Here is a 22,184-nt window from a genome sequence, read left to right on the forward strand (position 1 = left end):
GCGACGATGAGCCAGACGACTCCAACTTCTTCCCAACCTGCGCCGGCCGCGCCCAGCAAGCGCCGCGCGGCGCTGCGCATCGTGGCCATTGTGGTGATCCTGGCGATCATCGGTCTTGTGGTGTGGTACTTCCTGGTCGGCCGCTGGCACGAAGACACCGACGACGCCTACGTGCAAGGCAACCAGGTGCAGATCACCCCGATGGTTGGCGGCACCGTGGTCAGCATCGGCGCCGAAGACGGCATGCGCGTGGAGCGCGGCCAGTTGCTGGTGCAGCTGGACCCGGCCGACACCGCGGTCGCGTTGCAGCAGGCCGAGGCCAATCTGGCCAAGACCGTGCGCCAGGTACGTGGTCTGTACCGCAGCGTGGAAGGCGCGCAGGCCGACCTGTCTTCGCGCGAGGTGTCCCTGCGCAGCGCACGTGCCGACTTCGCGCGCCGCAAGGATCTGGCCGCCAGCGGCGCGATCTCCAGCGAAGAACTGGCGCATGCCCGCGAAGAGCTGGCCGCTGCCGAAGCGGCGGTGAGCGGTTCGCGCGAGAGCTTCGAACGCAACCGCGCGCTGGTGGACGATAGCGCGGTGGCAAACCAGCCCGACGTGCAGACCGCCGCCGCACAGCTGCGCCAGGCCTATCTCAACCATGCCCGCACCGGTGTCATCGCGCCGGTGTCCGGCTACGTGGCGCGCCGTTCGGCGCAGCTGGGCCAGCGCGTGCAGCCCGGCAGCGTGCTGATGGCGGTGGTGCCGCTGGAGCAGGTGTGGGTGGAAGCCAACTTCAAGGAAACCCAGCTCAAGCACATGCGCCTGGGCCAGGAAGTGGAACTGCATTCGGATCTGTACGGCGGCGGTGTGAACTACACCGGCCGCATCGAGAGCCTGGGCCTGGGCACTGGCAGCGCGTTCTCGTTGTTGCCGGCGCAAAACGCCAGCGGCAACTGGATCAAGATCGTGCAGCGCGTGCCGGTGCGCATCGCGGTGGATGCCAAGCAACTGGCCGGCAATCCGCTGCGCATCGGCTTGTCGATGAAGGTCGACGTCAACCTGCACGACCAGCAGGGCAGCGTGCTGCCGACCAAGTTCGCCAATGGCGCGGTGTTCTCCACCGACGTGTATGCGCAGCAGTTGCAGGCCGCCGACGCGGATATCCAACGCATCATCCAGGACAACCTGCCTGCGCAGGCTGCGTCCAAGGCGGGCTGAGCCAGCATGTCCTCGCAAGCTCCCACCGCGCCAGGCGGTCCCTCGGCACCCGCGCCCGCCGCCGGCTTTCGCCCGGCGAGCGTGGCGCTGTGCACCGTGGGCCTGGCGATGGCCTCGTTCATGCAGGTGCTGGACACCACCATCGCCAACGTCTCGTTGCCGACCATCGCCGGCAATCTCGGCGCCAGCTCGCAGCAGGCCACCTGGGTCATCACCTCGTTCGCGGTCAGCACCGCGATCGCCCTGCCGCTGACCGGCTGGCTGAGCCGCCGCTTCGGTGAGACCAAGCTGTTCGTGTGGTCGACGCTGGCCTTCACCATTGCCTCGTTGCTGTGCGGCCTGGCCCAGAGCATGGGCATGCTGGTGGTGTCGCGTGCGCTGCAGGGCTTTGTTGCCGGACCGATGTACCCGATCACCCAGAGCCTGCTGGTGTCGATCTACCCACGCGAAAAACGCGGGCAGGCGCTCGCCCTGCTGGCGATGATCACCGTGGTGGCACCGATCGCCGGGCCGATCCTGGGCGGCTGGATCACCGACAACTACAGCTGGGAATGGATCTTCCTGATCAACGTGCCGCTGGGCATCATCGCCAGCAGCATCGTCGGCTCGCAGCTGCGGCATCGTCCCGAACAGCTGGAAAAGCCGCGCATGGACTACATCGGCCTGATCCTGCTGGTGGTCGGCGTCGGTGCGCTGCAGCTGGTGCTGGACCTGGGCAATGACGAGGACTGGTTCTCCTCCGACAAGATCGTGGTGCTGGCCTGCGTTGCCGCGGTAGCGCTGGTGGTGTTCGTGATCTGGGAGCTTACCGACAAGGATCCCATCGTCGATCTCAAGCTGTTCCGGCACCGCAACTTCCGCGCCGGCACACTGGCGATGGTGGTGGCGTATGCGGCGTTCTTCAGCGTGAGCCTGCTGATCCCGCAATGGCTGCAACGCGACATGGGCTACACCGCGATCTGGGCCGGCCTTGCCACTGCGCCGATCGGCATCCTGCCGGTGTTGATGACGCCGTTCGTGGGCAAGTACGCGCTGCGGTTCGACCTGCGCATGCTCGCCACCGTTGCCTTCATCTTCCTGTCGTTCACCAGCTTCCTGCGCTCCAACTTCAACCTGCAGGTGGACTTCGGCCATGTGGCCACCGTCCAGTTGGTGATGGGCGTGGGCGTGGCCCTGTTCTTCATGCCGGTGCTGCAGATTCTGCTCTCGGACCTGGACGGTCGCGAGATCGCGGCAGGGTCAGGCCTGGCCACCTTCCTGCGCACCCTCGGCGGCAGCTTCGCCGCATCGTTGACCACCTATCTGTGGGCACGCCGCACCCAGGTGCACCACGCGCACATCACCGAACACATCTCGGTGTACACCCCGGGCATGCAGGAGCAGGTCACGGCGATGGGGCAGGGCGACCTGCAACGCGGCGCGGCATCGCTGAACAACATGATCAACCACCAGGCCTCGCAGATGGGCTTCAACGACATCTTCTACCTGCTCGGCTGGACGTTCCTGGCGATCATCTTCTTCCTGTGGCTGGCCAAGCCGCCGTTCGGTGCAGGTGCGGGCGGCGCAGCGGCGGCTGGCGGGCATTAGGCGCCGGCTAACAAGGCGCTTGGCCGTTCTGACATCGGCTAAGACAACGACCTCACGTCGGTCCAGTGCAGAGCGAATGATCTGCGACTTGGCTGCGGGGCCCTTGCCCGTCCACCCTCGCGGGACACGCCGCAAGTACGTCCGTGTAGGCGCTTACGCGGCATCCATGCCGCGTAAGGTCCCGCGACGGTGGGCGGGCAAGAGCCAGTCGGGATGGTCGGTTGCGTAGCGCTTTGCAAAGCAACCAGCAAACCGTTTGGAGCGGTGAGGGCGCTGCAGCCTTGATCGACGCAGATGCGGCGATTCGTGTGTTCGCGCTCAACGTGTTGCTGTTTCCGGCGTCCCGCAATGCGCTGGACAGCCTTGCCGAGGCGTATGAGGCAAGCGGAGATCTCGCCCGTTCGAGCGCCATCCGGCAGCGCATCAAGGGCATGCCCGCCCCGCCAGGGAAACAATGATCCGACCGAGGGCGTGAGGCCTCAGCTGTTTGTTACTGGTTGCAGCTTGACTGCGCGGTTTGGTGGTGCGTCGCCGTTGTCAGACTTCTGTTCGGCATGCTCGGCGTCATGGCGCGGCGTGTCGTCCTGCAGGGGCGCGAGCAGTTGCAGCCGCTTGCCCTGGTAGCGGAACTCAAGCGCGTCCTGTAACTGACGCAGTGCTTGCACCTGGGTGCACAGCGCGTTGGCGTTGGCCTCGATGGTGAACGCCTGGGCGTCCAGCCTTGCATCCAGTTGGCCCTCCATCTGTTGGGCGCGTTTGTCGATTCCGTCCGAACGCCCGGTGACGATCTGCCAGAGCATGTGGCGCGCGATGCTGCCCTTGAACTGCTCGGCTTCGTGTTCGACGTAATTTGCGAAGTTGCCGTCGAAGGCCTTCTGCTCCCAACGCCCCTTGCCCAGGGTGCCGTCCACATACGCGCGTGCGCGTTTGCGCAGCCGTTCGATCTTGCGGGCGTTGAGCGCACTGCCTGTCATGACCTCGATGACACCGCCGAGTGCGTCGTAACTGAGGTCGATCACCTGATGTGCAATGCCGGCAACCTGCGGCATCAGTGCGCGGGTGCGCTGTTCCATCTCCCAGAGGCGTCGTGCATCGGCCGTGCCGGTCTGCTGCAGCTTGTGGTCGATGCTCAGTTCGCCGCCGTGGAAGAAAATTTCGCGTGGCCAATCGCTGTCGCGGTAAAGCCAGATGCCGCCGCTGTCGGCGAGCACGTTGAATGGTGTGCCGAGACCGCATTGCTGCGAAGACACCTGCGCGCGATGGCGCGGGGCATCCTGTTTGTCGGTCTGCTGTGCCTGTGCATGCAGACTGGCAACGGCCGGCAGCAGGGCAAGCCAGAGGAGGATGCGCATGGGGCGTGCTGCCGTCGTGGAGGCGTCGAACATGGTCGCCACAGCCGCAACACGTGGTCGCGTGTCGAAAGTCACGCGCGGCGCACGCTTGCAGCGCAGCCGATCGGCATGCGCGCCACCACCGACAGCCCATCGTCCCATCGCATGGCCCAGACGCAAAAAACCCCGCCTGAGCGGGGTTTTTTACGATCTACCGTGAGTCGTGGTGCCCAGGAGAGGACTCGAACCTCCACGAAGTTGCCCCCGCTAGCACCTGAAGCTAGTGCGTCTACCAATTCCGCCACCTGGGCGACTCAGGAGGAGAATTGTGCAAGTTACGCGCGACGCTGTCAACGTATCTGGCACAAATTCTTCGTGGTGGCGGGTGCCTGCCGGCCACGGGAGAAGACGGCGCGACGGACACGCGCACTGCATGCCCGCCGCGGCACGCAATTACGGCAGCTGCGCACCCTGCAAGGTGACCTCCGCACTCTGCACCGGTTCGCCTGCCGAACGCGCCAGCTGCACGCGATAGGTGCCGGCGGCAATCGTCCAGTGGCGTGCCTTGGCATCGAAGTCGGCCAGCGTCTTGGGTTCGGCGATCACCTGCACGTTGCGCTTTTCGCCCGGCTTGAGCGTGAGCTTCTGCCAGCCGATCAGGCGCAGCGGGGTGGCGTGGCCGTCGGGCAGGGTGACGTAGAGCTGCGGCACGGCGGCGCCTTCGCGCGGGCCGATGTTTTCCACCTCGAAGTTTGCCGTGAGCTGGCTGCCGTTGGCGTCCACGCGCAGCCCGCCCATGCGGAACTGGGTGTACGACAGGCCATGGCCAAACGGGTAGCGCGGGGTCAGCTTGCGCGCGGCGAACCATTTGTAGCCGACGTTGGCGCCTTCGATGGCGTAGTCGATCGTGTCTTCGCCCGGCTTGGCCGGCTTGAAGCCCAGGCCCGGAATCGACGGGCGCGGCAGCTGCGATTCGTCCACCGGCCAGGTCACCGGCAGATGGCCGGAGGGATTGACCTTGCCGGTCAGCAGGTTGGCGATGGCTTCGCCGCCGCCGATGCCCGGATACCACGCCTGCAGCACCGCCGGCACGCGCTCGGCCCAGGGCATGCGCACCGGACCGTTGGTTTCCAGCACCACGGTGGTCCTGGGGTTGGCCTTGGCCACCGCCTCGATCAGGGCGTCCTGGTTGTCGGGCAATTGCATGTCCGGCAGGTCCACCGATTCGGCCGACCATTGGGTGGCGAACACGATCGCCACATCGGCGGCCTTGGCCGCGCGTGCCGCGGCAGCGCGGTCCTTGCCGTCGACATAATCGATCTGCACGTTCGGCAACGCGGCGCGCAGTGCCTGCAGCGGCGAGGACGGATGGATGATCACCGGGCCCGGCCAGGTGGTCGGGGTGATGCCGGGCACGGCGTTGCCGCCGTTGATGGTGTAGTCCACCCGCGAGGAACCGCCGCCGGACATCACGCCCTTGTCGGCGTAGCCACCGATCACCGCGATGCGGCGCACGTCCGTGGACAGCGGCAAGGTGGCCTGCTCGTTACGCAGCAGCACGCTGCCTTCTTCGGCGACATGCTGCGCCGACAGCAGCCCGGCCTTGCCATCGATCGGCTGGCGCTGGGTCGGATGATCGAACGCGCCATGCGCGAACAGGCTGCGCAGCACGCGCTTGACCATGTCGTCGAAGCGCGCGCGCGGCACCACGCCGGCCGACACCGCCATGCGCAACGGCGCGTCGAAGAACACCGCCGCATCGAACACTTCGCCGGCCGATTGCTGATCCAGTCCGGCCAGGGCCGCCTTGGAGCCGCTGTGCACGCCACCCCAGTCGGACATCACATAGCCGGGGTATTTCCATTCCTGCTTGAGCACCTGGTTGAGCAGGTAATCGTGCTCGCAGCCGTAGATGCCGTTGATCTTGTTGTAGGAGCACATCACCGAGGCGGGGTCGCCGATCTTCAGCGCAATCTCGAACGCCAGCAGATCCGATTCGTGCATCGCCTGCTCGCCGATCTCCGCGCTATGGAAATTGCGGCGCGTCTCCATGTCGTTGAGCGCGTAGTGCTTCATCGTCGACAGCACGTGCTCGCTCTGCACGCCGCGGATCGACTCGCCCACCATGGTGCCGGCCAGCAGCGGGTCTTCGCCGGCATATTCGAAATTGCGCCCGTTGCGCGGGTCGCGCTGCAGGTTGACGCTGCCGGCCAGCAGCACATTGAAGCCCTGCTGCCAGGATTCGCGGCCCATGGTCTTGCCGCCGGCATACGCCAGCTGCGGATTCCAGCTCGATGCCGTGGACGGGCCGGACGGCATCGCGGTGGCGAAGTCGCCCTTGCGGATGCCGCCGGGATTGGTCACGCCCACGCCCGCATCGGCCAGTTGCTGCGCCGGGACGCCCAGGCGCGGGATGCCGGGGACATAGCCGGCCGAGCCCAGTGCGCCTTCGGGCTTGGGAATCTTGTCGGTGCCCAGGCCGAAGTAGCTGCGCAGCATCTGGAATTTTTCGTCGTCGCTCATCTGCGCGAGCAGGCGGTCGGCACGCTGGTCCGCGGTCAGGGCGGTGTCCATCCACGGCTGCGCTGCAGCGGCGGTCTGTGCGCCGAGCGGGGCGGCAAACGCGACGCTGGCGCCAACGGCGATCGCGAGCGCGAGACGGCGTGGTCGGGAATTTGTAAACGGTTTCATATCGGAATGTGGCACGAGTGGTCCTTGTGGTGCGGTTGCAATCAGGGGAGGGCAGCGCACTGCCCGTGTTCGAAGGGCGCGCGTGCGCGCCGAGGTGTTGGCCGGAATCGGTGCCGCGTCAGAACTGCGTCTGCGCGGTGCGTAACACCGGATACAGGCGGTAGCGCTCGTCCCAGGAGGCATGCAGGCGAGCGAAGAATTCCAGGCGTGCCTTCGGGTCGGCCGCGAAGGCCGCGTCGCTGGCCAGGCGCTGTTCGAATTGCGCCTTCACTGCCGGGTCGCGTTCGAGCATGTCGCGCGCGACCTCTTCGGCCACGTAATCCTCCATGTATTCCTTGCGCTCGAATGCGGTGTTGAACTGGCCCCATTGCAGCAGCGAATCCGGCGCCTGCGGTTCCAGCATTGCCATCACCAGGCGCGACCTGGGCTGGGCGATCGGCACGAACAAGGAGCCGGCCGGCACGGTGCGGGTGTCATCGCGCCACTGCCCGGTGATTGCCAGGTTCTGGTGGCCTTCGTTGGAGCGCGCGGCAAACGTGGCGGTGTCGGCACGGAAGCTCTGCACCGGATGGGTGCCGGCGGTGGCGATGGTGTCGAAGGCGATGCCGTGCAGGCGCAGTTTCTCCGCCACCAGGGCCGCTTGCGCAGCAGGCACCAGGTAGCCGCCGCGTGGTGCATCGACCACCACGTCGGGCTTGATCTGGTCGCGTAACGGCACCTTCCACACCTGTGGCCTGGTCTCGTCGTAGCGCGTCATCAACGCGCCGGAAATCGGCGAGGGCGTGCGCGTGTAGGCGTAGCCACGGAACGCCACGGTGCGTGCGGCGGGGCCGGCAGCGAAGCTCAACGGCTCCATCTCGCCAGCCAATTTGGTTGCACGCTGATCGGCCGCCAGTGCATCGGCGCGCCATCTGGCACCGTTGCGCGCGGCCTGCTGCAGCACCGACACGATCGCGTTGCGGGTGACGCGCACACGTACCGGGTAGGTCTTCCACGAATGCGTTTCCACCAGCATGCCGAAGCGGTTGCGCAGCAGGAAATAGCCATGCGAAAAACGCGGCGGCGACACGTCGTCGGCAAAGCCCGAAGCCGGGTCGTCCTCGTGCACGAACGAGGGGTAATACGGCAGCGGCAGCGAGCCCTGCTTGGCCAGGTCGGCAATCACCGCATCGCGCCAGCGCGTGCCGTCGCGTTGCAGCGTGGCATCGCCGGCGTGCACGGGCTCCACCTGCACAGACACGTCGTGTTCGAACTTGGCGCCATCGGTGACGTGCAGGTCCACATACATCAGCGGATCCCATTGCTGCACCAGCCGCAGCATCGCCTGCATTTCCGGTGCGTCTGCCTTGAGGTAGTCGCGATTGAGGTTGAGGTTCTGCGCGGTGGTGCGCCAGCCCATCTGTGCGGGGCCGCGCTGATTGGGCCGGTTCCAGGCGCCGAAGCGCTCGTGCCCGTCGACGTTGAACACCGGCACGAACACCCAGACCAGTTTGTCGAGCACGCCTTTGCCGATCTTGCCGTCCAGCAATTCGCGCAGGGCCAGAAACCCCGCGTCCTTGCCGTCGATCTCGCCGGCATGGATGCCGCCTTGCACCAGCACCACCGGCAACGTGCGTTGCGCAGCGCTGCCGGCATCCAGTGCCCCGCTGGTGGAGACGACCAGCGCCTTCATCGGCCGGCCTTCCGGGGTGGTGCCGAATTCGATGCAGCGCACCGCCTGCGGGTAGCGCTGTGCAAAGGCATCGCAGAGTGCGATGACTTCGTCGTAGCGTCCGGTTTGCGCGAACCCGCTGCGCTCGGCCTGGGTGGTCAACGGTTCGGCGGCCAGTGCGGCGGGGCAGGTGGTCAGCAGCAGCAGGCTCAGGGCCAGGCGGGTGAAGCGGGGCATCCAGCGGTCCAGTGTTCCAGGAAAACGTTTGCAATGTAGCCGAGCCGGCGCAGCAGGCCAATCTGCACTGCGTCATGACTTGCGTGTGATCGGCGTGGTTGCGGTGCATCGACGGCGGGGACGGCACGCCTGGGCCGAGTCACTGGCCAGGTGTGCCGCAACGGCAGCAACCTGCCCGCCGGGTCTGCAATCAACGCCTGCCAGGCGCGGTGCTCGACGCATGCAGCGGCGCGCCCGTGGCCTTATCCCATGGTCGCGATGGCGGCCAACCGGCAGCCGCCGGTACGATAGCGCGTGTTTTTTCGCTCGACCGGACTGCCCTTGACCACTTCCACCTTGCCGGGCCCCACTGCCGGTGCGCGGCTGCCGCGCCAGATTCCCTTCATCATCGGCAACGAAGCCTGCGAGCGTTTCAGCTTCTACGGGATGCGCAACATCCTGGTGCAGTTCCTGATCACCTCGCTGCTGTTGCAGGAAGTCAGCGGGCCCGGCCGTGAGGCCGAGGCCAAGCACATCCTGCACAGCTTCATGATCGGGGTGTTTTTCTTCCCGCTGCTCGGCGGTTGGCTGGCCGATCGCTTCTTCGGCAAATACAACACCATCCTGTGGTTCAGCCTGGTGTATTGCGCCGGCCATGCCTGCCTGGCGCTGTTCGAAGGCAGCCGCAGCGGATTCTTCCTCGGGCTGGGCTTGATCGCGCTGGGTGCGGGCGGCATCAAGCCGCTGGTGGCCTCGTTCATGGGCGACCAGTTCGACCAGTCCAACAAGCACCTGGCCGAGGTGGTGTTCGACGGCTTCTACTGGATCATCAACTTCGGCTCGTTGTTTGCCTCCTTGTTGATCCCGCTGGCGCTGAAGCATCTCGGCCCGGCGTGGGCGTTCGGCATTCCCGGCATCCTGATGTTCGTGGCCACGCTGGTGTTCTGGCTGGGCCGCAGGCGCTATGTGCGGGTGCCGTTGCCGCCGAAGGATCCGCACGGCTTCGGTACGGTGGTGCGCACTGCATTGCTGGCCCAGGCGCCGGGGCAGGGCCGTCCGGGCCTGATGCTGGCAATCGTCTCGGTGCTGCTGGCGCTGGCCTGCGTCGCGCTGGTCGACCAGTTGGGCATCGTCATCTGCCTGTGCATGGCGCTGGTGCTGTTGCTGGCCGGCATCGGTGGCGGCACCTGGTGGCAGCTGGAGCGTGCGCGTGGCATTCATCCCGATACCGCGGTCGAAGGGGGGCGCGCGCTGCTGCGGGTGCTGGTGATCTTCGCGCTGGTGACGCCGTTCTTCTCGCTGTTCGACCAGAAGGCCTCCACCTGGGTGCTGCAGGGGCGCGAGATGACGATGCCGGCCTGGTTCACCGCCTCGCAGATGCAGGCGCTCAATCCGCTGCTGGTGATGCTGCTGATCCCGTTCAACAATCTGGTGCTGTATCCGCTGCTGCGGCGTGGCGGCTGGGAGCCGACTGCGCTGCGTCGCATGACTTGCGGCATCGCCTTCGGCGGCCTGGCCTGGATCGCGGTCGGTGCCATCCAGATCAGCATGGACGGCGGCGAGCCGATGCATATCGCCTGGCAGATCCTGCCCTATGCGCTGCTGACCTTCGGCGAGGTGCTGGTGTCGGCCACCGGGATCGAGTTCGCCTACAGCCAGGCACCGCCGTCGATGAAGGGCGTGGTGATGAGCTTCTGGTACCTGACCACCACGGTGGGCAATCTATGGGTGCTGCTGTCGAACGTGGCGGTACGCAATGCAACGGTGACCTCCCACATCGCCGATACTGGACTCAGTGAGGCGGCATTTCTGATGTTCTTCTTCGCGGCCTTCGCGTTTCTGGCGGCACTGGCCTTCGGCCTGTACGCGCGCCGGTATCGCATGGTCGACAATTACCGTTCTGCCTGAGGTCCGCATGATTACCCTGATCCTGATCGCCATCACCGGCATCGTCTCGTGGATGGCGTTCAACAACCGCAAGCTGGCCGACCGGCTGGTGCTGTGGCCGCCGGCGCTGGACAAGCACAAGCAGTACGACCGCCTGGTCACCTACGGCTTCATCCATGCCGACCTGGGCCACCTGGTCTTCAACATGATCACGCTGTTCTTCTTCGGCCGGGTGATCGAAAACGTGATGACCCAGCTGACCGGCAGCGTGCTGACCTATCCGCTGTTCTATCTGGCGGCGCTGGTGGTCTCGATCCTGCCCAGCTATCTGAAGAACCAGAACAACCCGAACTATCTCAGCCTGGGCGCCTCCGGCGCGGTGTCGGCGGTGTTGTTCGCCTTCATCCTGCTGCAGCCGTGGACCATCATCCTGGTGCTGTTCATTCCGGCGCCGGCGATCATCTACGCGGTGTTCTATGTCGGCTACAGCCTGTGGATGGACCGCCGCGGCGGCGACCGCATCAACCACAGCGCGCACCTGGCCGGTGCCGCGTTCGGCGTGATGTTCATGCTGATCATGGAGCCGCGCGTGCTGCAGGTATTCCTGGAGCAGCTGTCCAACCCGCGCTTCGGCTGATAGCAGCGGGCACACGCACCGCTGGCCGCAGGCGGGCATGCGCGCTAGGTCGAAATGGTGGCAATAGCGGGTCGCCTTGGGCGACCGGGCCAGGACCAGCGCCAACGCGCGATGGGTCCTGGCGAGTGATGCGATGCCGGCTCAGGCCGCGTCGCGCTTCTGCCCGTTACCGACGCTGCTGGTGGGCACCGCGCCGTAGGCCTGCTGCAGGCGCTGGTACACCGTGTCGTTGAGCTGCGCGAAGTCGGGGTTGTGGGTGTCGCCCTTGATGGCGAACTGGAACAAGCCTTCCAGCAGCGAGCTATCGCTGTCTGCGCTGTGTCCTGCCGAATCGTTGTGCATGCGGTGACTCCTCGTAGGTAAGGCGAAGGCCTTGGCAGGTCGTACCGCCCCCAGTGGCAACGGGCGCCTTCGGCTGAGCTATCGGCGCGGCGCGAGCGAACTTAAGTGCCTGCTCGGCAGGCTGCGCGGGCAGTCACGGCATCGATTCATTTTCACGCAGGCGCGGCGCCGCGCTGGTCACACTGATCGTCATCGTCACTGCCTCGTGCAGACCACCATGGGGGCAGCGAAAGTGCAGGCAGACCACGATTCGGCGCAGCAGCGCTTCAGCGTAGACACCGATGGACAACATGCCGAGCTGGCGTACCGTCTGGAAGGCGAGCGCATGACCATCACCCACACGCAGGTGCCGGATGCGATCGCCGGGCGCGGCATTGCCGCAGTGCTGGTCGAGGCGGCATTGGCCCATGCACTGCAGCAGGGCTACACGGTCGTGCCTGCCTGCAGCTACGCCGAGGCGTATATCCGGCGGCACCAACAGTTTCAGGATCTGCTGGCCTGATCGGCGGCGGCGTGTCTTTGCAGATGATGTATCGAAGGGAGCAGGCGGGAATGGGGCGGTTGTCAGGAGTGAACGCAGTCCGGGGCCTGCTGATGCTGGCGGTGCTGGCAGGCTGTAGCCAGCGCGCGCCGACGACGGCCGAATCGGCAGAGCCGGCCGCCGAGGCGAGCGTTGCGACGGCACCGCCGGTAGAGCCGGTGCTTGTGCAAAGCGGACCGCTGGAAGACGTGATCGAGCACGCGCCCGCCTATATGGTGGGTATCAGTTATCCGCGCGGGCTGGACGCATTTCCCGAACTGAGCGCGCTGATCCGCAGCTATGCGCAGGCAGCGCGTGCCGAACTCATGCAGGCGGTGTCCGGGCTCGGCAACGACAAGCCGGCTGCGCCCTACGAATTGTCGCTGGCGTTCGAGACCGTGTTGCAGACCCCGGACCTGATCGTCGTGTCCGCCGACGGCAGCCGCTACACCGGTGGTGCGCATGGCGAACCGTTGGTGGCGCGTTTCGTCTGGCTGGTCAAGGAGCGCAGGCAATTGACCGCGCAGGCCCTGATTCCGGACCCGGCAGGCTGGGAAGCGATCGGGCGCGAGGTGGCCGTGCAATTGCACAACGCCGCCGCCCAACGCGTGGAAGCCGAGCGTGTGCCGGTCGAAGAGCAGGCCGCGCAGGTGGCCTCGGCCGATCGCATGATTGCCGAAGGCACTGCGGCGCAGGTCGACAACTTTGCCCAGTTCGTGCCGGTGCTCAATGCTGCCGGGCAGATCACCGCGCTTCGGTTCGTGTTTCCGCCGTACCAGGTGGGGCCGTACTCGGATGGCACGCAGACGGCCGAGGTCGCTGCCTCGACGTTGTTGGCGTGGGTCGCGCCGGAATATGTACATCTCTTCGCACGCTGAGGTGTCACCCGGCAGACGATGTGATTGAATGGCTTGGCCATTCAGTAATGTAATCAAACGGGTGATATGAGTAGTTTCGATCCAACCGCACGTCGCGTGGACCACACCTGTGTGCGCTATCCGGCGTTTCCGCGGGAACCGGCCGTCCTGGTGAGGCTGATCAAGCATCTCTACAAGCGGCTGCACACGCAAGGGTGTGTGCGGTTGAAGCCCTATGGCATCAGCCCGCCGGAGTACGAGATTCTGATGATGCTCTATGGCACCCCGGAGCAGGCGATCACGCCCACCGAGGTGGCCGAGGCCGCCAGCGAGAAGCCGGCCAACATCACCCGCCTCACCGATCAGTTGTGCGAGAAGGGATTGATCGCGCGGGGCAGCAGTCCGGACGATCGACGCAAGATCATGCTGACCTTGCAGCCTGCGGGGTTGGCGTTGATCAACAGTCTTCTGCCCGATGCCTGCACGCTGCTCAATGCAGAGACGTCCGGCATCAGCGATGCCGAGCAGGTGCGGCTTGAAAAGCTGTTGAGGAAACTGCTCGACGGCGTGGATTCGGTCGAGCTCTGAGCGCGGCGTTTGCGCTGACTGCAGCAGGTCTTCTGATGGCGACCAGCAAAAACGCCGCCCGGATCGCTCCGGGCGGCGTCTTCATTTCACTGCAGTGCGATTACGGCTTGGACTGCGGCGCTTCCGGTGTGGCGCCATCGCCACCTTGCGCGCTCAGGCCGCGCTTCTCGAGCAGCGGCTCGATCTGCGGTGCATGGCCGGCAAAGTTCTGGAACAGCTCCATCGCATCGACGCTGCCGCCGCGCGAGAGCAGGGTCTGACGAAAGCGGTCGCCGTTGGCGCGGCTCAACCCGCCGTGCTGCTTGAACCACTGCTGGGTGTTGGCGTCGAGCACTTCCGACCAGATGTAGGCGTAGTAGCCGGCCGCGTAACCGCCCATGATGTGGCTGAAATACGGGGTCTTGTAGCGTGGCGGCACCGGCGCGTAGGCGATGCCGTCCTGCTGCAGGGCCTTGGCCTCGAAGGCCATCACGCCGGCGGCGTCCGGCACCTGGCTGGCGCTGATCTGGTGCCAGTTCTGATCGAGCATGGCCGCACCCAGGTACTCGGTGGTGGCAAAGCCCTGGTTGAACTTGGACGCGGCAATCACCTTGTCCAGCAGGGCCTGCGGCATCGGCGTGCCGTTCTGGTAATGCTTGGCGTAGTTCTTCAGGATCGACGGCTCGTCGGCCCACATCTCGTTGACCTGTGAGGGGAACTCGACGAAGTCGCGCGGCACGCTGGTGCCGGAGAAATACGGGTACTTGACGTCCGAGAACATGCCGTGCAGCGCATGGCCGAACTCATGGAACATGGTGGTCACTTCATCCCAGGTCAGCAGCGTCGGCTGGCCGGCCGGCGGCTTGGGGATGTTGAGGTGGTTGGCGACCACCGGCTTGAAACCGGTCAGCGCCGACTGCGATACGTAGGAGTTCATCCAGGCGCCGCCGCGCTTGGATTCGCGTGCGTACATGTCGGCGATGAAGATCGCCAGCTGCTTGCCGTCGGCGTCGAACACGTCATAGACGGTGATGTCGTCGCGGTAGGTCGGCAGGTCGGTGCGCTGCTTGAAGGTCAGGCCATATTCCTGGTTGGCCGCGTAGAACACGCCGTTTTCCAGCACGTTCTTCAGCTCGAAGTACGGCTTGAGCTGGGATTCGTCGAAGTTGTACTTGGCCTGGCGCACCTTCTCGCTGTAGTAGGCCCAGTCCCAGGCCTCGAGCTTGAAGCTCGGCTTGCGTGCGGCCTTCTGTTCCTTGTCGATCATCGCCTGCAGGTCGGCCGCCTCGCGCTTGGCGTTGGCCACCGCCGCCGGTGCCAGCTTGCCCAGCATCGCGTTGACCGCTTCGGGCGTCTTGGCGGTCTGGTTTTCCAGCGAATAGGCCGCGTAGGTCGGGAAGCCGAGCAGCTTGGCCTTGTCGGCGCGCAGCTTCATGATGCGCGACACCAGCGCGGTGTTGTCGTACTGGCCGCCGTGGCTGCCACGCGAGACCGAGGCGTCGTAGATCTTCTTGCGCAGTTCGCGATTCTTCAACTGTGTCAGCGGCGGCTGGCCGGTGGTGTTGAGCAGCGCGATCACGTACTTGCCGTCGAGCTTGCGCGCCTTGGCGGCTTCGGCGGCGGCGGCGATCTGTTCCTCGGACAGGCCGTCGAGCTGCTTGACGTCATCGACGACGACGGCAGCGGCATTGACTTCGGCCAGCACGTTCTGGCTGAAGGTGGTGCCCAGGTTGGCCAGCTCGGCATTCATCGCCTTGAGCGTGGTCTTGTCGGCATCGGAGAGCTTGGCGCCGTCGCGGACGAAGTCGCTGTAGTACTTCTCGACCAGGCGCACGCCTTGCGCGTCCAGGCCCAGCTGGCTGCGTTGGTCGTACAGCGTCTGGATGCGCGCGAACAGCTTGCCGTTGAGTGAGATCGCGTCACGGTGCGCGGCGAACTTCGCCGAGTAGTCGGCCTGCAGTTTCTTGCGCGCGTCGTTGGTGTCGGCACCGACCAGGTTGAAGAACACCGTGGTGGCGCGATCGAGCGTGGCGCCGCTTTTTTCCAGCGCGATGAGGGTGTTGTCGAAGCTCGGCTTGGCTTTCTGGTTGGCGATCTTGTCCACTTCCTTCAACTGCTCGGCCATGCCGGCGTCGAAGGCCGGTGCGAAGTCGCTGTCGGTGATCTTGTCGAACTGCGGGTAGTGCAGCGGCAGCGTGCTGTCTGCGAAGAACGGATTGGCGTGGGTGGCGGCCTGCGTGGTGGCGGGTGCGGCGATGCTGTAGGACGGCATGGCAAGTCCCAGGGAAGCGGCCAGGGCAAAGGCGAGACGGGTGGTCAAGAGGGTTGCTCCAAAGTGCGAACCGCCGAGGCTACCCCAGCCGGGCCGGACAGGCGTGTGACAAAAGGCATGGCTGCAAGGTCCTCGCCTTGCCATCAGGCGGGCGCGAGCGGTGCGCGCCTTGCGGGCCCAGGACCGCTGACGCCGTGCGTGCGCCGCCGCCGGACGGGCGCTGCCGATACGCGCTGCGGCACGTTTTTCATCTGGCTGCATGCCGGCTGCCCGGCGAGCTGCCGATCTGCCCGCCTGGCCGATGCTGGCCGCTAACGCGCCGTGCCAACGGCCGGCCACGGTCGGGATCATCGGGTAGGGCCAGGTGGCTGCGGCAATGGATCCGTCGAAAACCGCCTTTTTCCCCGGCTGACACGCTTGCGATCGCGATGCCGCGCTGCGGGCCGTTGCGTTACGCTGCCCTGCTTGCACACAGCGGGGCGGCCATGAGCGACATCTCCACGTTTGAATTCACCGACCTGGACGGTCGTACACAGTCGATGCGCGATTACGCCGGCAAGGTGGTGTTGGTGGTCAATGTCGCGTCGAAATGCGGCTTTACGCCGCAATACGCCGGACTGCAGGCGCTGTGGCAGCGCTATCGCGAGCGTGGGCTGGTGGTGATCGGGTTTCCCTGCGACCAGTTCGGTCACCAGGAGCCGGGCGATGCCGCGCAGATCCGCCAGTTCTGCTCGCTCGATTATGCCGTGGATTTTCCGCTGGCCGAGAAGGTCGAGGTCAACGGCAGCGGCGCGCATCCGCTGTGGCGGTGGCTCAAGCACGAACAGCGTGGCGTGCTGGGATCGGAAGCGATCAAGTGGAACTTCACCAAGTTCCTGATCGGCCGCGATGGCACGGTGCTGGAGCGTTACGCGCCGACCACCAAGCCGGACGCCCTGGCGGCGGACATCGAACGCGCGCTGGGCGCGTGATCGTGCAGGGCATGGCGCTGGAACCGTAGGAGCGCACCCGGGCGCGACGAAGCGTTACCGGGAATGCCTCGTCGCGCCCAGGTGCGCTCCTACGACAGCGGATTTCGCCGAGGCGTGATGTGAGACGCCGCATTGCGCTGGCGTTTCACGCCGGTCGCATCATTTCTCGACGAAGGCGCGCTCGAACACGTAATGGCCCGGCGTGCCGATGCGTGGCGAGGTCTGGAAGCCACGCGCGTCCAGCAGGGTGCGCAGGTCGGCCAGCATCTGCGGGCTGCCGCAGATCATGAAGCGGTCGTTGGCCGGATCCAGCGGCGGCAAGCCCAGCGTGTGCTGCATGCGGCCATCGGCCATCAGTTCGGTCAGGCGGCCCTGATTGGCGAACGCCTCGCGCGTCACCGCCGGGTAATACAGCAACTTCTCGCGCAGCAGGTCGCCGAGGAATTCGTGCTGCGGCAGCTCGCGCTCGAAGTAGTCGCGGTAGGCCAGATCCTGCACGAAGCGCACGCCCTGGGTCAGGATCACCTTGTCGAAACGCTCGTAGGTTTCCGGATCCTTGATTACCGACAACCACGGCGCCAGGCCGGTGCCGGTGCCCAGCAGGTACAGATTGCGGCCCGGGTGCAGGTCGCTGATCAGCAGCGTGCCGGTGGGCTTCTTGCCGACCAGCACCTTGTCACCGGGCTGGATGTGCTGCAGCCGCGAGGTCAGCGGGCCATCCGGCACCTTTATGCTGAAGAACTCCAGATGTTCTTCCCAATTGGCACTGGCGATCGAGTACGCCCGCAGCAGCGGGCGGGTCTCGGTCTCCAGGCCGATCATCACGAACTGCCCGTTCTCGAAGCGGAAACCGGCATCGCGGGTGGTGGTGAAGCTGAAGTAGGCATCGGTCCAATGGCGGACCTCAAGCACCGTTTCGGCGCCGAAAGCGGAAGACATACCGGTAAGTGTCGTGGGAAGAGTACCGGCCAATTCTACCTCAAGCCGGCCAAATGAGATGAACTCTCATTTGGCTGGGAATGGAGAATCGGGAATCGGGAATGGAGTGCAGCGCCGAAAGATCTGGGCCCCTTCAGGATCGGGAGGTTGAGTGCCTGTCAGCAGCCGCGAAGCCGCCTCTAACGATTCCCCATTCCCGACTCCCCATTCCCAGCCTCACCGATACCCCGCCGCCTGCAACTCGAACAGCTCCGCATAGCGCCCGCCCTGCGCCATCAGCTCGGCATGGGTGCCGTTGGCCTCGATGCGGCCGGCGGCCAGCACCAGGATGCGGTCGGCCATGCGCACGCTGGAGAAGCGGTGCGAGATCAGCACCGCGGTGCGGTTGTCCGACAGCTCCTTGAAGCGCTGGAACACCTCGAACTCGCTGCGCGCATCCAGTGCGGCGGTGGGTTCGTCCAGGATCATCAGCTGCGCATCGCGCATGTAGGCGCGCGCGATGGCGATCTTCTGCCATTGCCCGCCGGACAGGTCCACGCTGTTCTTGAAACGGCGCCCGACCAACTGGTCGTAGCCATCGGGCAGGCTGTCGATCAGCTCGCCGGCCATCGCACGCTGCGCAGCGGCGCGGATGCGCGGCGCATCGTCCATCGCATCGACCTGGCCGACGCCGATGTTCTCGCCCACGCTCAGGTGATAGCGCACGAAGTCCTGGAAGATCACGCCCAGGTTGGCGCGCACATCGTCAAGGTCGTAATCGCGCAGGTCCTGGCCATCGAGCAGGATGCGGCCTTCGTCCGGGTCGTACAGCCGCGCCAGCAGCTTGACCAGGGTGGTCTTGCCGGCGCCGTTTTCGCCGACCAGCGCCAGCACTTCGCCGGCGCGTAGTTCGAAATCCAGATGCCGCACCGTCCACTGCTCGGCATCCGGGTAGCGGAAGCCCACGTCCTCGAACACGAAGCCCTGGCGGATCGGGCGCGGCACCGGCAGCGCATTCGGGCGCGAGCGGATCTCCGGCACGATGTTGAAGAACGAATACAGATCGTCCAGATACAAGGCCTGGCCGGCGACTTGCGAAAACCCGATCAGCAGGCCTTCCAGCAACTGGCGCAGGCGCAGGAAACTGCCGGCCAGGAAGGTCAGGTCACCGATGCTGAAATCGCCGCGCACCGTGCGCCAGGCGATGTAGCCATAGGCCATGTAGTAGCCCAGCGTGCCCAGTGCAGCCAGCAACGCGCCCCACAACGCACGCTTGCGCGCCAGTGCGCGGTTGGCCTGGAAGAACTTGTCGGCCAGCCGGCGATAGCGCGTGATCAGGAACCGGTGCAGGTTGAGGATCTTGACTTCCTTGGCGGTCTCGACGCTGGCGCCGACCTGGCGCAGGTAGTCGAGCTGGCGCCGCTCCGGCGTCCACTGGAAGTTGAGCGAATAGCCCAATGCGTTGAAATGCGCCTCGCCGATGAAGGCCGGGATCAGGGCGATCGCCAGCAGCAGGATCAACCACGGCGCATACACCACCAGGCCCACCGCCAGGCTGACCACGGTGATGGCGTCCTGCACCTGGCCGAACAGCTGGCTCATCAGGTTCATGCGGTTCATGGTCTGGCGCCGCGCGCGATCCAGCTTGTCCTGCCGGTCGGGGTCTTCGAAATCCTCCAGATCCAGCTGTGCGGCGTGTTCCATCAAGCGCACGCTGGCGGCGTTGTTGAACAGTTCCGACAGCAATGCATCGGCATAGCCGACCAGCCGGCCGAGCAGGTCCGACCCGATCGCCAGGGCCAGTTCGAGCGCCAGCAATTCCAGCAGCCGGTTCAGGCGCCCGCTGCCCAGCGCCTGGGCCAGCGAGTCGAAGGCCGGTGGTTGGCCGACCAGGTGGATCGCCTCGTCGATGATCAGTTTGCCGATATACAACGAGGCCACCGGCATCAACGCGCGCAGCACGCGCAGGCCGATGCTGCTGGCGCTCAGCCAGCGGCTGGTCTGCCAGATCTGGCGCAGGAACGGGGGCAGGTTGCGCAGCGCATCCAGGCGCTCGCGCAGGGTGGGGCCGGGACGGGGAACGGTGGGCGCGGTGGCGCCGGAACGGGAAGCTGACATCGCATCAGTGTGCAGCGCTTTGCGTGGGCGCGGGGTGTTGGAGCGCAGCAGTGCGCATTGCGGCAGTGGCGCGCAATCGCTGCTGCGGCGCTGGCTGCAGGCTTGCACGGCAACGCGATCGGTGTCTGGCGGCGCGCGTGCCGCGGGCCGCCCCTGCGCGATCGATGGCCCGATCAATCGCCTCGATTGACGCAACGCCCGGACACGCCGGGAGTTTCGACTAAAATGGCCGGATTGCCCCCGCCAGCCGTAGAGCCAGCCGTGACCTCGATCAAGCAGGAAGACCTCATCCAGTCCGTCGCCGACGCGTTGCAGTACATCAGCTACTACCACCCGGTCGACTACATCAGGAACCTGTCCGCTGCCTACGAGCGCGAAGAGTCGCCGGCGGCCAAGGATGCCATCGCGCAGATCCTGATCAACTCGCGCATGTGCGCCGAAGGCCATCGCCCGATCTGCCAGGACACCGGCATCGTCACGGTGTTCCTCGAGATCGGCATGAACGTGCGCTGGGACGACGCCACGATGGGCGTGGAGGACATGGTCAACGAAGGCGTGCGCCGCGCCTACAACCACCCCGACAACAAGCTGCGCGCCAGCGTGCTGGCCGACCCGGCCGGCAAGCGCACCAACACCCGCGACAACACCCCGGCGGTGGTCAACACCAAGATCGTGCCCGGCCACCATGTCGAGGTGATCGTCGCGGCCAAGGGCGGCGGCTCGGAGGCCAAGAGCAAGTTCGCCATGCTCAACCCGTCCGACTCCATCGTCGACTGGGTGCTCAAGACCGTGCCGACCATGGGCGCGGGCTGGTGCCCGCCGGGCATGCTCGGCATCGGCATCGGCGGCACTGCGGAAAAGGCCATGCTGCTGGCCAAGGAAGCGCTGATGGAGCCGATCGACATCGTCGACCTGCAGGCGCGCGGCGCCTCCAACCGTGCCGAGGAACTGCGGCTTGAACTGTACGAAAAGGTCAACGCGCTCGGCATCGGCGCGCAGGGCCTGGGCGGCCTGACCACGGTGCTGGACATCAAGGTCAAGGATTACCCGACCCACGCCGCCAACCTGCCGGTGGCGTTGATCCCCAACTGCGCGGCCACCCGGCACGCGCACTTCACCCTGGACGGCAGCGGCCCGGTGATGCTGGATCCGCCGTCGCTGGAGGACTGGCCCAAGCTCACCTACAACCCGACCAATGCGCGCCGGGTCAACCTGGACACCATCACCCGCGAGGACGTGGCCAGCTTCAAGCCGGGCGAAGTGGTGCTGCTCAACGGCAAGCTGCTGACCGGCCGCGATGCCGCGCACAAGCGCATGATCGACATGCTCAACCGCGGCGAGACCTTGCCGGTCGACTTCACCAACCGCTTCATCTACTACGTCGGCCCGGTCGATCCGGTGCGCGACGAAGTGGTCGGCCCGGCCGGCCCGACCACCGCCACGCGCATGGACAAGTTCACCCGCCAGATGCTCGAGCAGACCGGCCTGCTGGGCATGGTCGGCAAGTCCGAGCGCGGCGATGCCGCCATCGATGCGATCCGCGACAACAAGGCCGTCTACCTGATGGCGGTCGGCGGCTCGGCTTATCTGGTCTCCAAGGCGATCAAGGCCGCACGCGTGCTGGCCTTCGAAGATCTGGGCATGGAGGCGATCTACGAATTCGAGGTCAAGGACATGCCGGTGACGGTGGCGGTGGATGCCACCGGCGAGTCGGTGCACAAGACCGGCCCGCGCCAGTGGCAATCGCGCATCGGCAAGATTCCGGTGGTGGTGGAGTAAGTAAACCTGGAACGGCGACGCACGTGCACTGCGTCGCCGTTTTCGGTTTGGGCGCTGCGCGTGCCTGCTGTTCGCACGCGGTGCCTGTGTCCTGGAAAAAACGCCTGCATGCGTGTCTCACGTCGGTGGCGGACGGCCCAGCAGGAACGGGCTATGCTCGGGGCCTACATGCCGGCACCCTCAGGAGAACAGGAATGCTCCGTCTCATCTGCCTTGCCGTCCTGGTGTGCGCCAGCCTGCCGCTGGCAGCGCAACAAAGGACCCCGCCCACCGTGCTGTTCCCGTCCGGCAACTATGCGCCGCAACCCGCCGCGCCAGTACCGTTTGCCGAGAAAAAGCCGCTCAAGCCCAGCGACACCGCAACGCGCTTCGACGGCCCCTCGGCGATGGAGCGTTGCATCGCGCAGTGCAACCGCCGCGCCGCGCAGTGCGCCGCCGACCGGCCCAGCGAAAGCAGCTGCCGCATGGCGGTGGCACCACGCGGAAAGAGCTGCGACGCCACCCAGAATCCGGCGCAGCGGGCCAATTGCATGGCCCAGGTGTTCGATTGCACCCAGCAGAGCGATGTCAATCGCTGTGAACCGCACAAGCTCGCCTGCTTGCGTTCCTGTACCAACTAGTTCTGCACCAACTAACGAGG

The 22,184-nt window shown here is 65.8% G+C and carries 18 protein-coding genes and 1 tRNA gene; 11 read left to right on the forward strand and 8 right to left on the reverse strand.

The genetic code is table 11. From position 1 onward, the window contains the following. Window positions 1–6: 6 nt before the first annotated feature. From H7A87_RS07365 to H7A87_RS07375, 3 genes are all read left to right on the forward strand, one after another. Window positions 7–1,200, forward strand: a complete 1,194-nt coding sequence (locus H7A87_RS07365) for an efflux RND transporter periplasmic adaptor subunit (protein WP_104583373.1) — start codon at window positions 7–9, stop codon at window positions 1,198–1,200. A 6-nt stretch (window positions 1,201–1,206) separates the two neighbouring features. Next, complete coding sequence (locus H7A87_RS07370) at window positions 1,207–2,787, forward strand: DHA2 family efflux MFS transporter permease subunit (RefSeq protein WP_104583372.1); 1,581 nt, start codon at window positions 1,207–1,209, stop codon at window positions 2,785–2,787. 221 nt (window positions 2,788–3,008) lie between these two features. After that, on the forward strand, window positions 3,009–3,245 hold the full coding sequence (locus tag H7A87_RS07375) for a hypothetical protein (RefSeq protein ID WP_147421099.1): 237 nt from the start codon (window positions 3,009–3,011) through the stop codon (window positions 3,243–3,245). A gap of 21 nt (window positions 3,246–3,266) precedes the next feature. Here H7A87_RS07375 and H7A87_RS07380 read toward each other — a convergent pair whose 3' ends face one another. The 4 genes from H7A87_RS07380 to H7A87_RS07395 all read right to left on the reverse strand — a co-directional run bounded on the left by H7A87_RS07380 (window position 3,267) and on the right by H7A87_RS07395 (window position 8,697). After that, window positions 3,267–4,139: a DUF2884 family protein gene (locus tag H7A87_RS07380; RefSeq protein ID WP_119129238.1), complete on the reverse strand. Its 873-nt coding sequence runs from the start codon at window positions 4,137–4,139 to the stop codon at window positions 3,267–3,269. A gap of 203 nt (window positions 4,140–4,342) precedes the next feature. Beyond that, window positions 4,343–4,429, reverse strand: a tRNA-Leu gene (locus H7A87_RS07385). Window positions 4,430–4,571: 142 nt separating this feature from the next. Then, complete coding sequence (locus H7A87_RS07390; protein ID WP_119129034.1) at window positions 4,572–6,809, reverse strand: glycoside hydrolase family 3 C-terminal domain-containing protein; 2,238 nt, start codon at window positions 6,807–6,809, stop codon at window positions 4,572–4,574. A gap of 118 nt (window positions 6,810–6,927) precedes the next feature. Beyond that, window positions 6,928–8,697, reverse strand: a complete 1,770-nt coding sequence (locus tag H7A87_RS07395) for a M14 family metallopeptidase (protein WP_119129035.1) — start codon at window positions 8,695–8,697, stop codon at window positions 6,928–6,930. Between the two features lie 321 nt (window positions 8,698–9,018). On the opposite strand from H7A87_RS07395, the gene H7A87_RS07400 reads away from it, so the two are divergent. Beyond that, entirely contained in the window at window positions 9,019–10,584 is a 1,566-nt protein-coding gene (locus tag H7A87_RS07400; RefSeq protein ID WP_119129036.1) for an oligopeptide:H+ symporter, read from the forward strand. 7 nt (window positions 10,585–10,591) lie between these two features. Continuing rightward, window positions 10,592–11,200, forward strand: coding sequence for a rhomboid family intramembrane serine protease (locus tag H7A87_RS07405; protein ID WP_104532558.1), 609 nt, complete (start codon window positions 10,592–10,594; stop codon window positions 11,198–11,200). Window positions 11,201–11,341: 141 nt separating this feature from the next. Here H7A87_RS07405 and H7A87_RS07410 read toward each other — a convergent pair whose 3' ends face one another. Next, entirely contained in the window at window positions 11,342–11,542 is a 201-nt protein-coding gene (locus H7A87_RS07410) for a hypothetical protein (RefSeq protein ID WP_104583368.1), read from the reverse strand. A 217-nt stretch (window positions 11,543–11,759) separates the two neighbouring features. Here H7A87_RS07410 and H7A87_RS07415 point away from each other — a divergent pair, with 217 nt between their 5' ends. From H7A87_RS07415 to H7A87_RS07425, 3 genes are all read left to right on the forward strand, one after another. Next, window positions 11,760–12,044: a GNAT family N-acetyltransferase gene (locus H7A87_RS07415; RefSeq protein WP_119129239.1), complete on the forward strand. Its 285-nt coding sequence runs from the start codon at window positions 11,760–11,762 to the stop codon at window positions 12,042–12,044. A gap of 50 nt (window positions 12,045–12,094) precedes the next feature. After that, complete coding sequence (locus H7A87_RS07420; RefSeq protein WP_119129037.1) at window positions 12,095–12,940, forward strand: DUF3298 and DUF4163 domain-containing protein; 846 nt, start codon at window positions 12,095–12,097, stop codon at window positions 12,938–12,940. Window positions 12,941–13,006: 66 nt separating this feature from the next. Continuing rightward, window positions 13,007–13,507, forward strand: coding sequence for a MarR family transcriptional regulator (locus tag H7A87_RS07425; RefSeq protein WP_104583365.1), 501 nt, complete (start codon window positions 13,007–13,009; stop codon window positions 13,505–13,507). A 100-nt stretch (window positions 13,508–13,607) separates the two neighbouring features. On the opposite strand, the gene H7A87_RS07430 is transcribed toward H7A87_RS07425, so the two are convergent. After that, a complete protein-coding gene (locus tag H7A87_RS07430) occupies window positions 13,608–15,806 on the reverse strand; it encodes a M3 family metallopeptidase (RefSeq protein ID WP_180496929.1) in 2,199 nt (732 codons plus the stop codon). Window positions 15,807–16,243: 437 nt separating this feature from the next. On the opposite strand from H7A87_RS07430, the gene H7A87_RS07435 reads away from it, so the two are divergent. Next, window positions 16,244–16,729: a glutathione peroxidase gene (locus H7A87_RS07435; RefSeq protein WP_104648368.1), complete on the forward strand. Its 486-nt coding sequence runs from the start codon at window positions 16,244–16,246 to the stop codon at window positions 16,727–16,729. A 159-nt stretch (window positions 16,730–16,888) separates the two neighbouring features. Here H7A87_RS07435 and H7A87_RS07440 read toward each other — a convergent pair whose 3' ends face one another. Together H7A87_RS07440 and H7A87_RS07445 are read right to left on the reverse strand one after the other, a co-directional pair. Then, entirely contained in the window at window positions 16,889–17,668 is a 780-nt protein-coding gene (locus H7A87_RS07440; protein WP_104645084.1) for a ferredoxin--NADP reductase, read from the reverse strand. Window positions 17,669–17,884: 216 nt separating this feature from the next. Beyond that, window positions 17,885–19,765, reverse strand: coding sequence for an ABC transporter ATP-binding protein (locus H7A87_RS07445; protein ID WP_104648554.1), 1,881 nt, complete (start codon window positions 19,763–19,765; stop codon window positions 17,885–17,887). Between the two features lie 261 nt (window positions 19,766–20,026). Between H7A87_RS07445 and H7A87_RS07450 the strand changes: the two genes are divergently transcribed. Continuing rightward, window positions 20,027–21,544 (forward strand): fumarate hydratase, encoded by a 1,518-nt coding sequence (locus H7A87_RS07450; protein WP_164740114.1) that lies wholly within the window; start codon window positions 20,027–20,029, stop codon window positions 21,542–21,544. Window positions 21,545–21,630: 86 nt separating this feature from the next. After that, a complete protein-coding gene (locus H7A87_RS07455) occupies window positions 21,631–22,164 on the forward strand; it encodes a hypothetical protein (RefSeq protein WP_232087947.1) in 534 nt (177 codons plus the stop codon). The last annotated feature ends 20 nt before the right edge of the window (window positions 22,165–22,184 follow it).

Source organism: Xanthomonas sp. CPBF 426, assembly GCF_903989465.1.
GTDB lineage: Bacteria > Pseudomonadota > Gammaproteobacteria > Xanthomonadales > Xanthomonadaceae > Xanthomonas > Xanthomonas euroxanthea.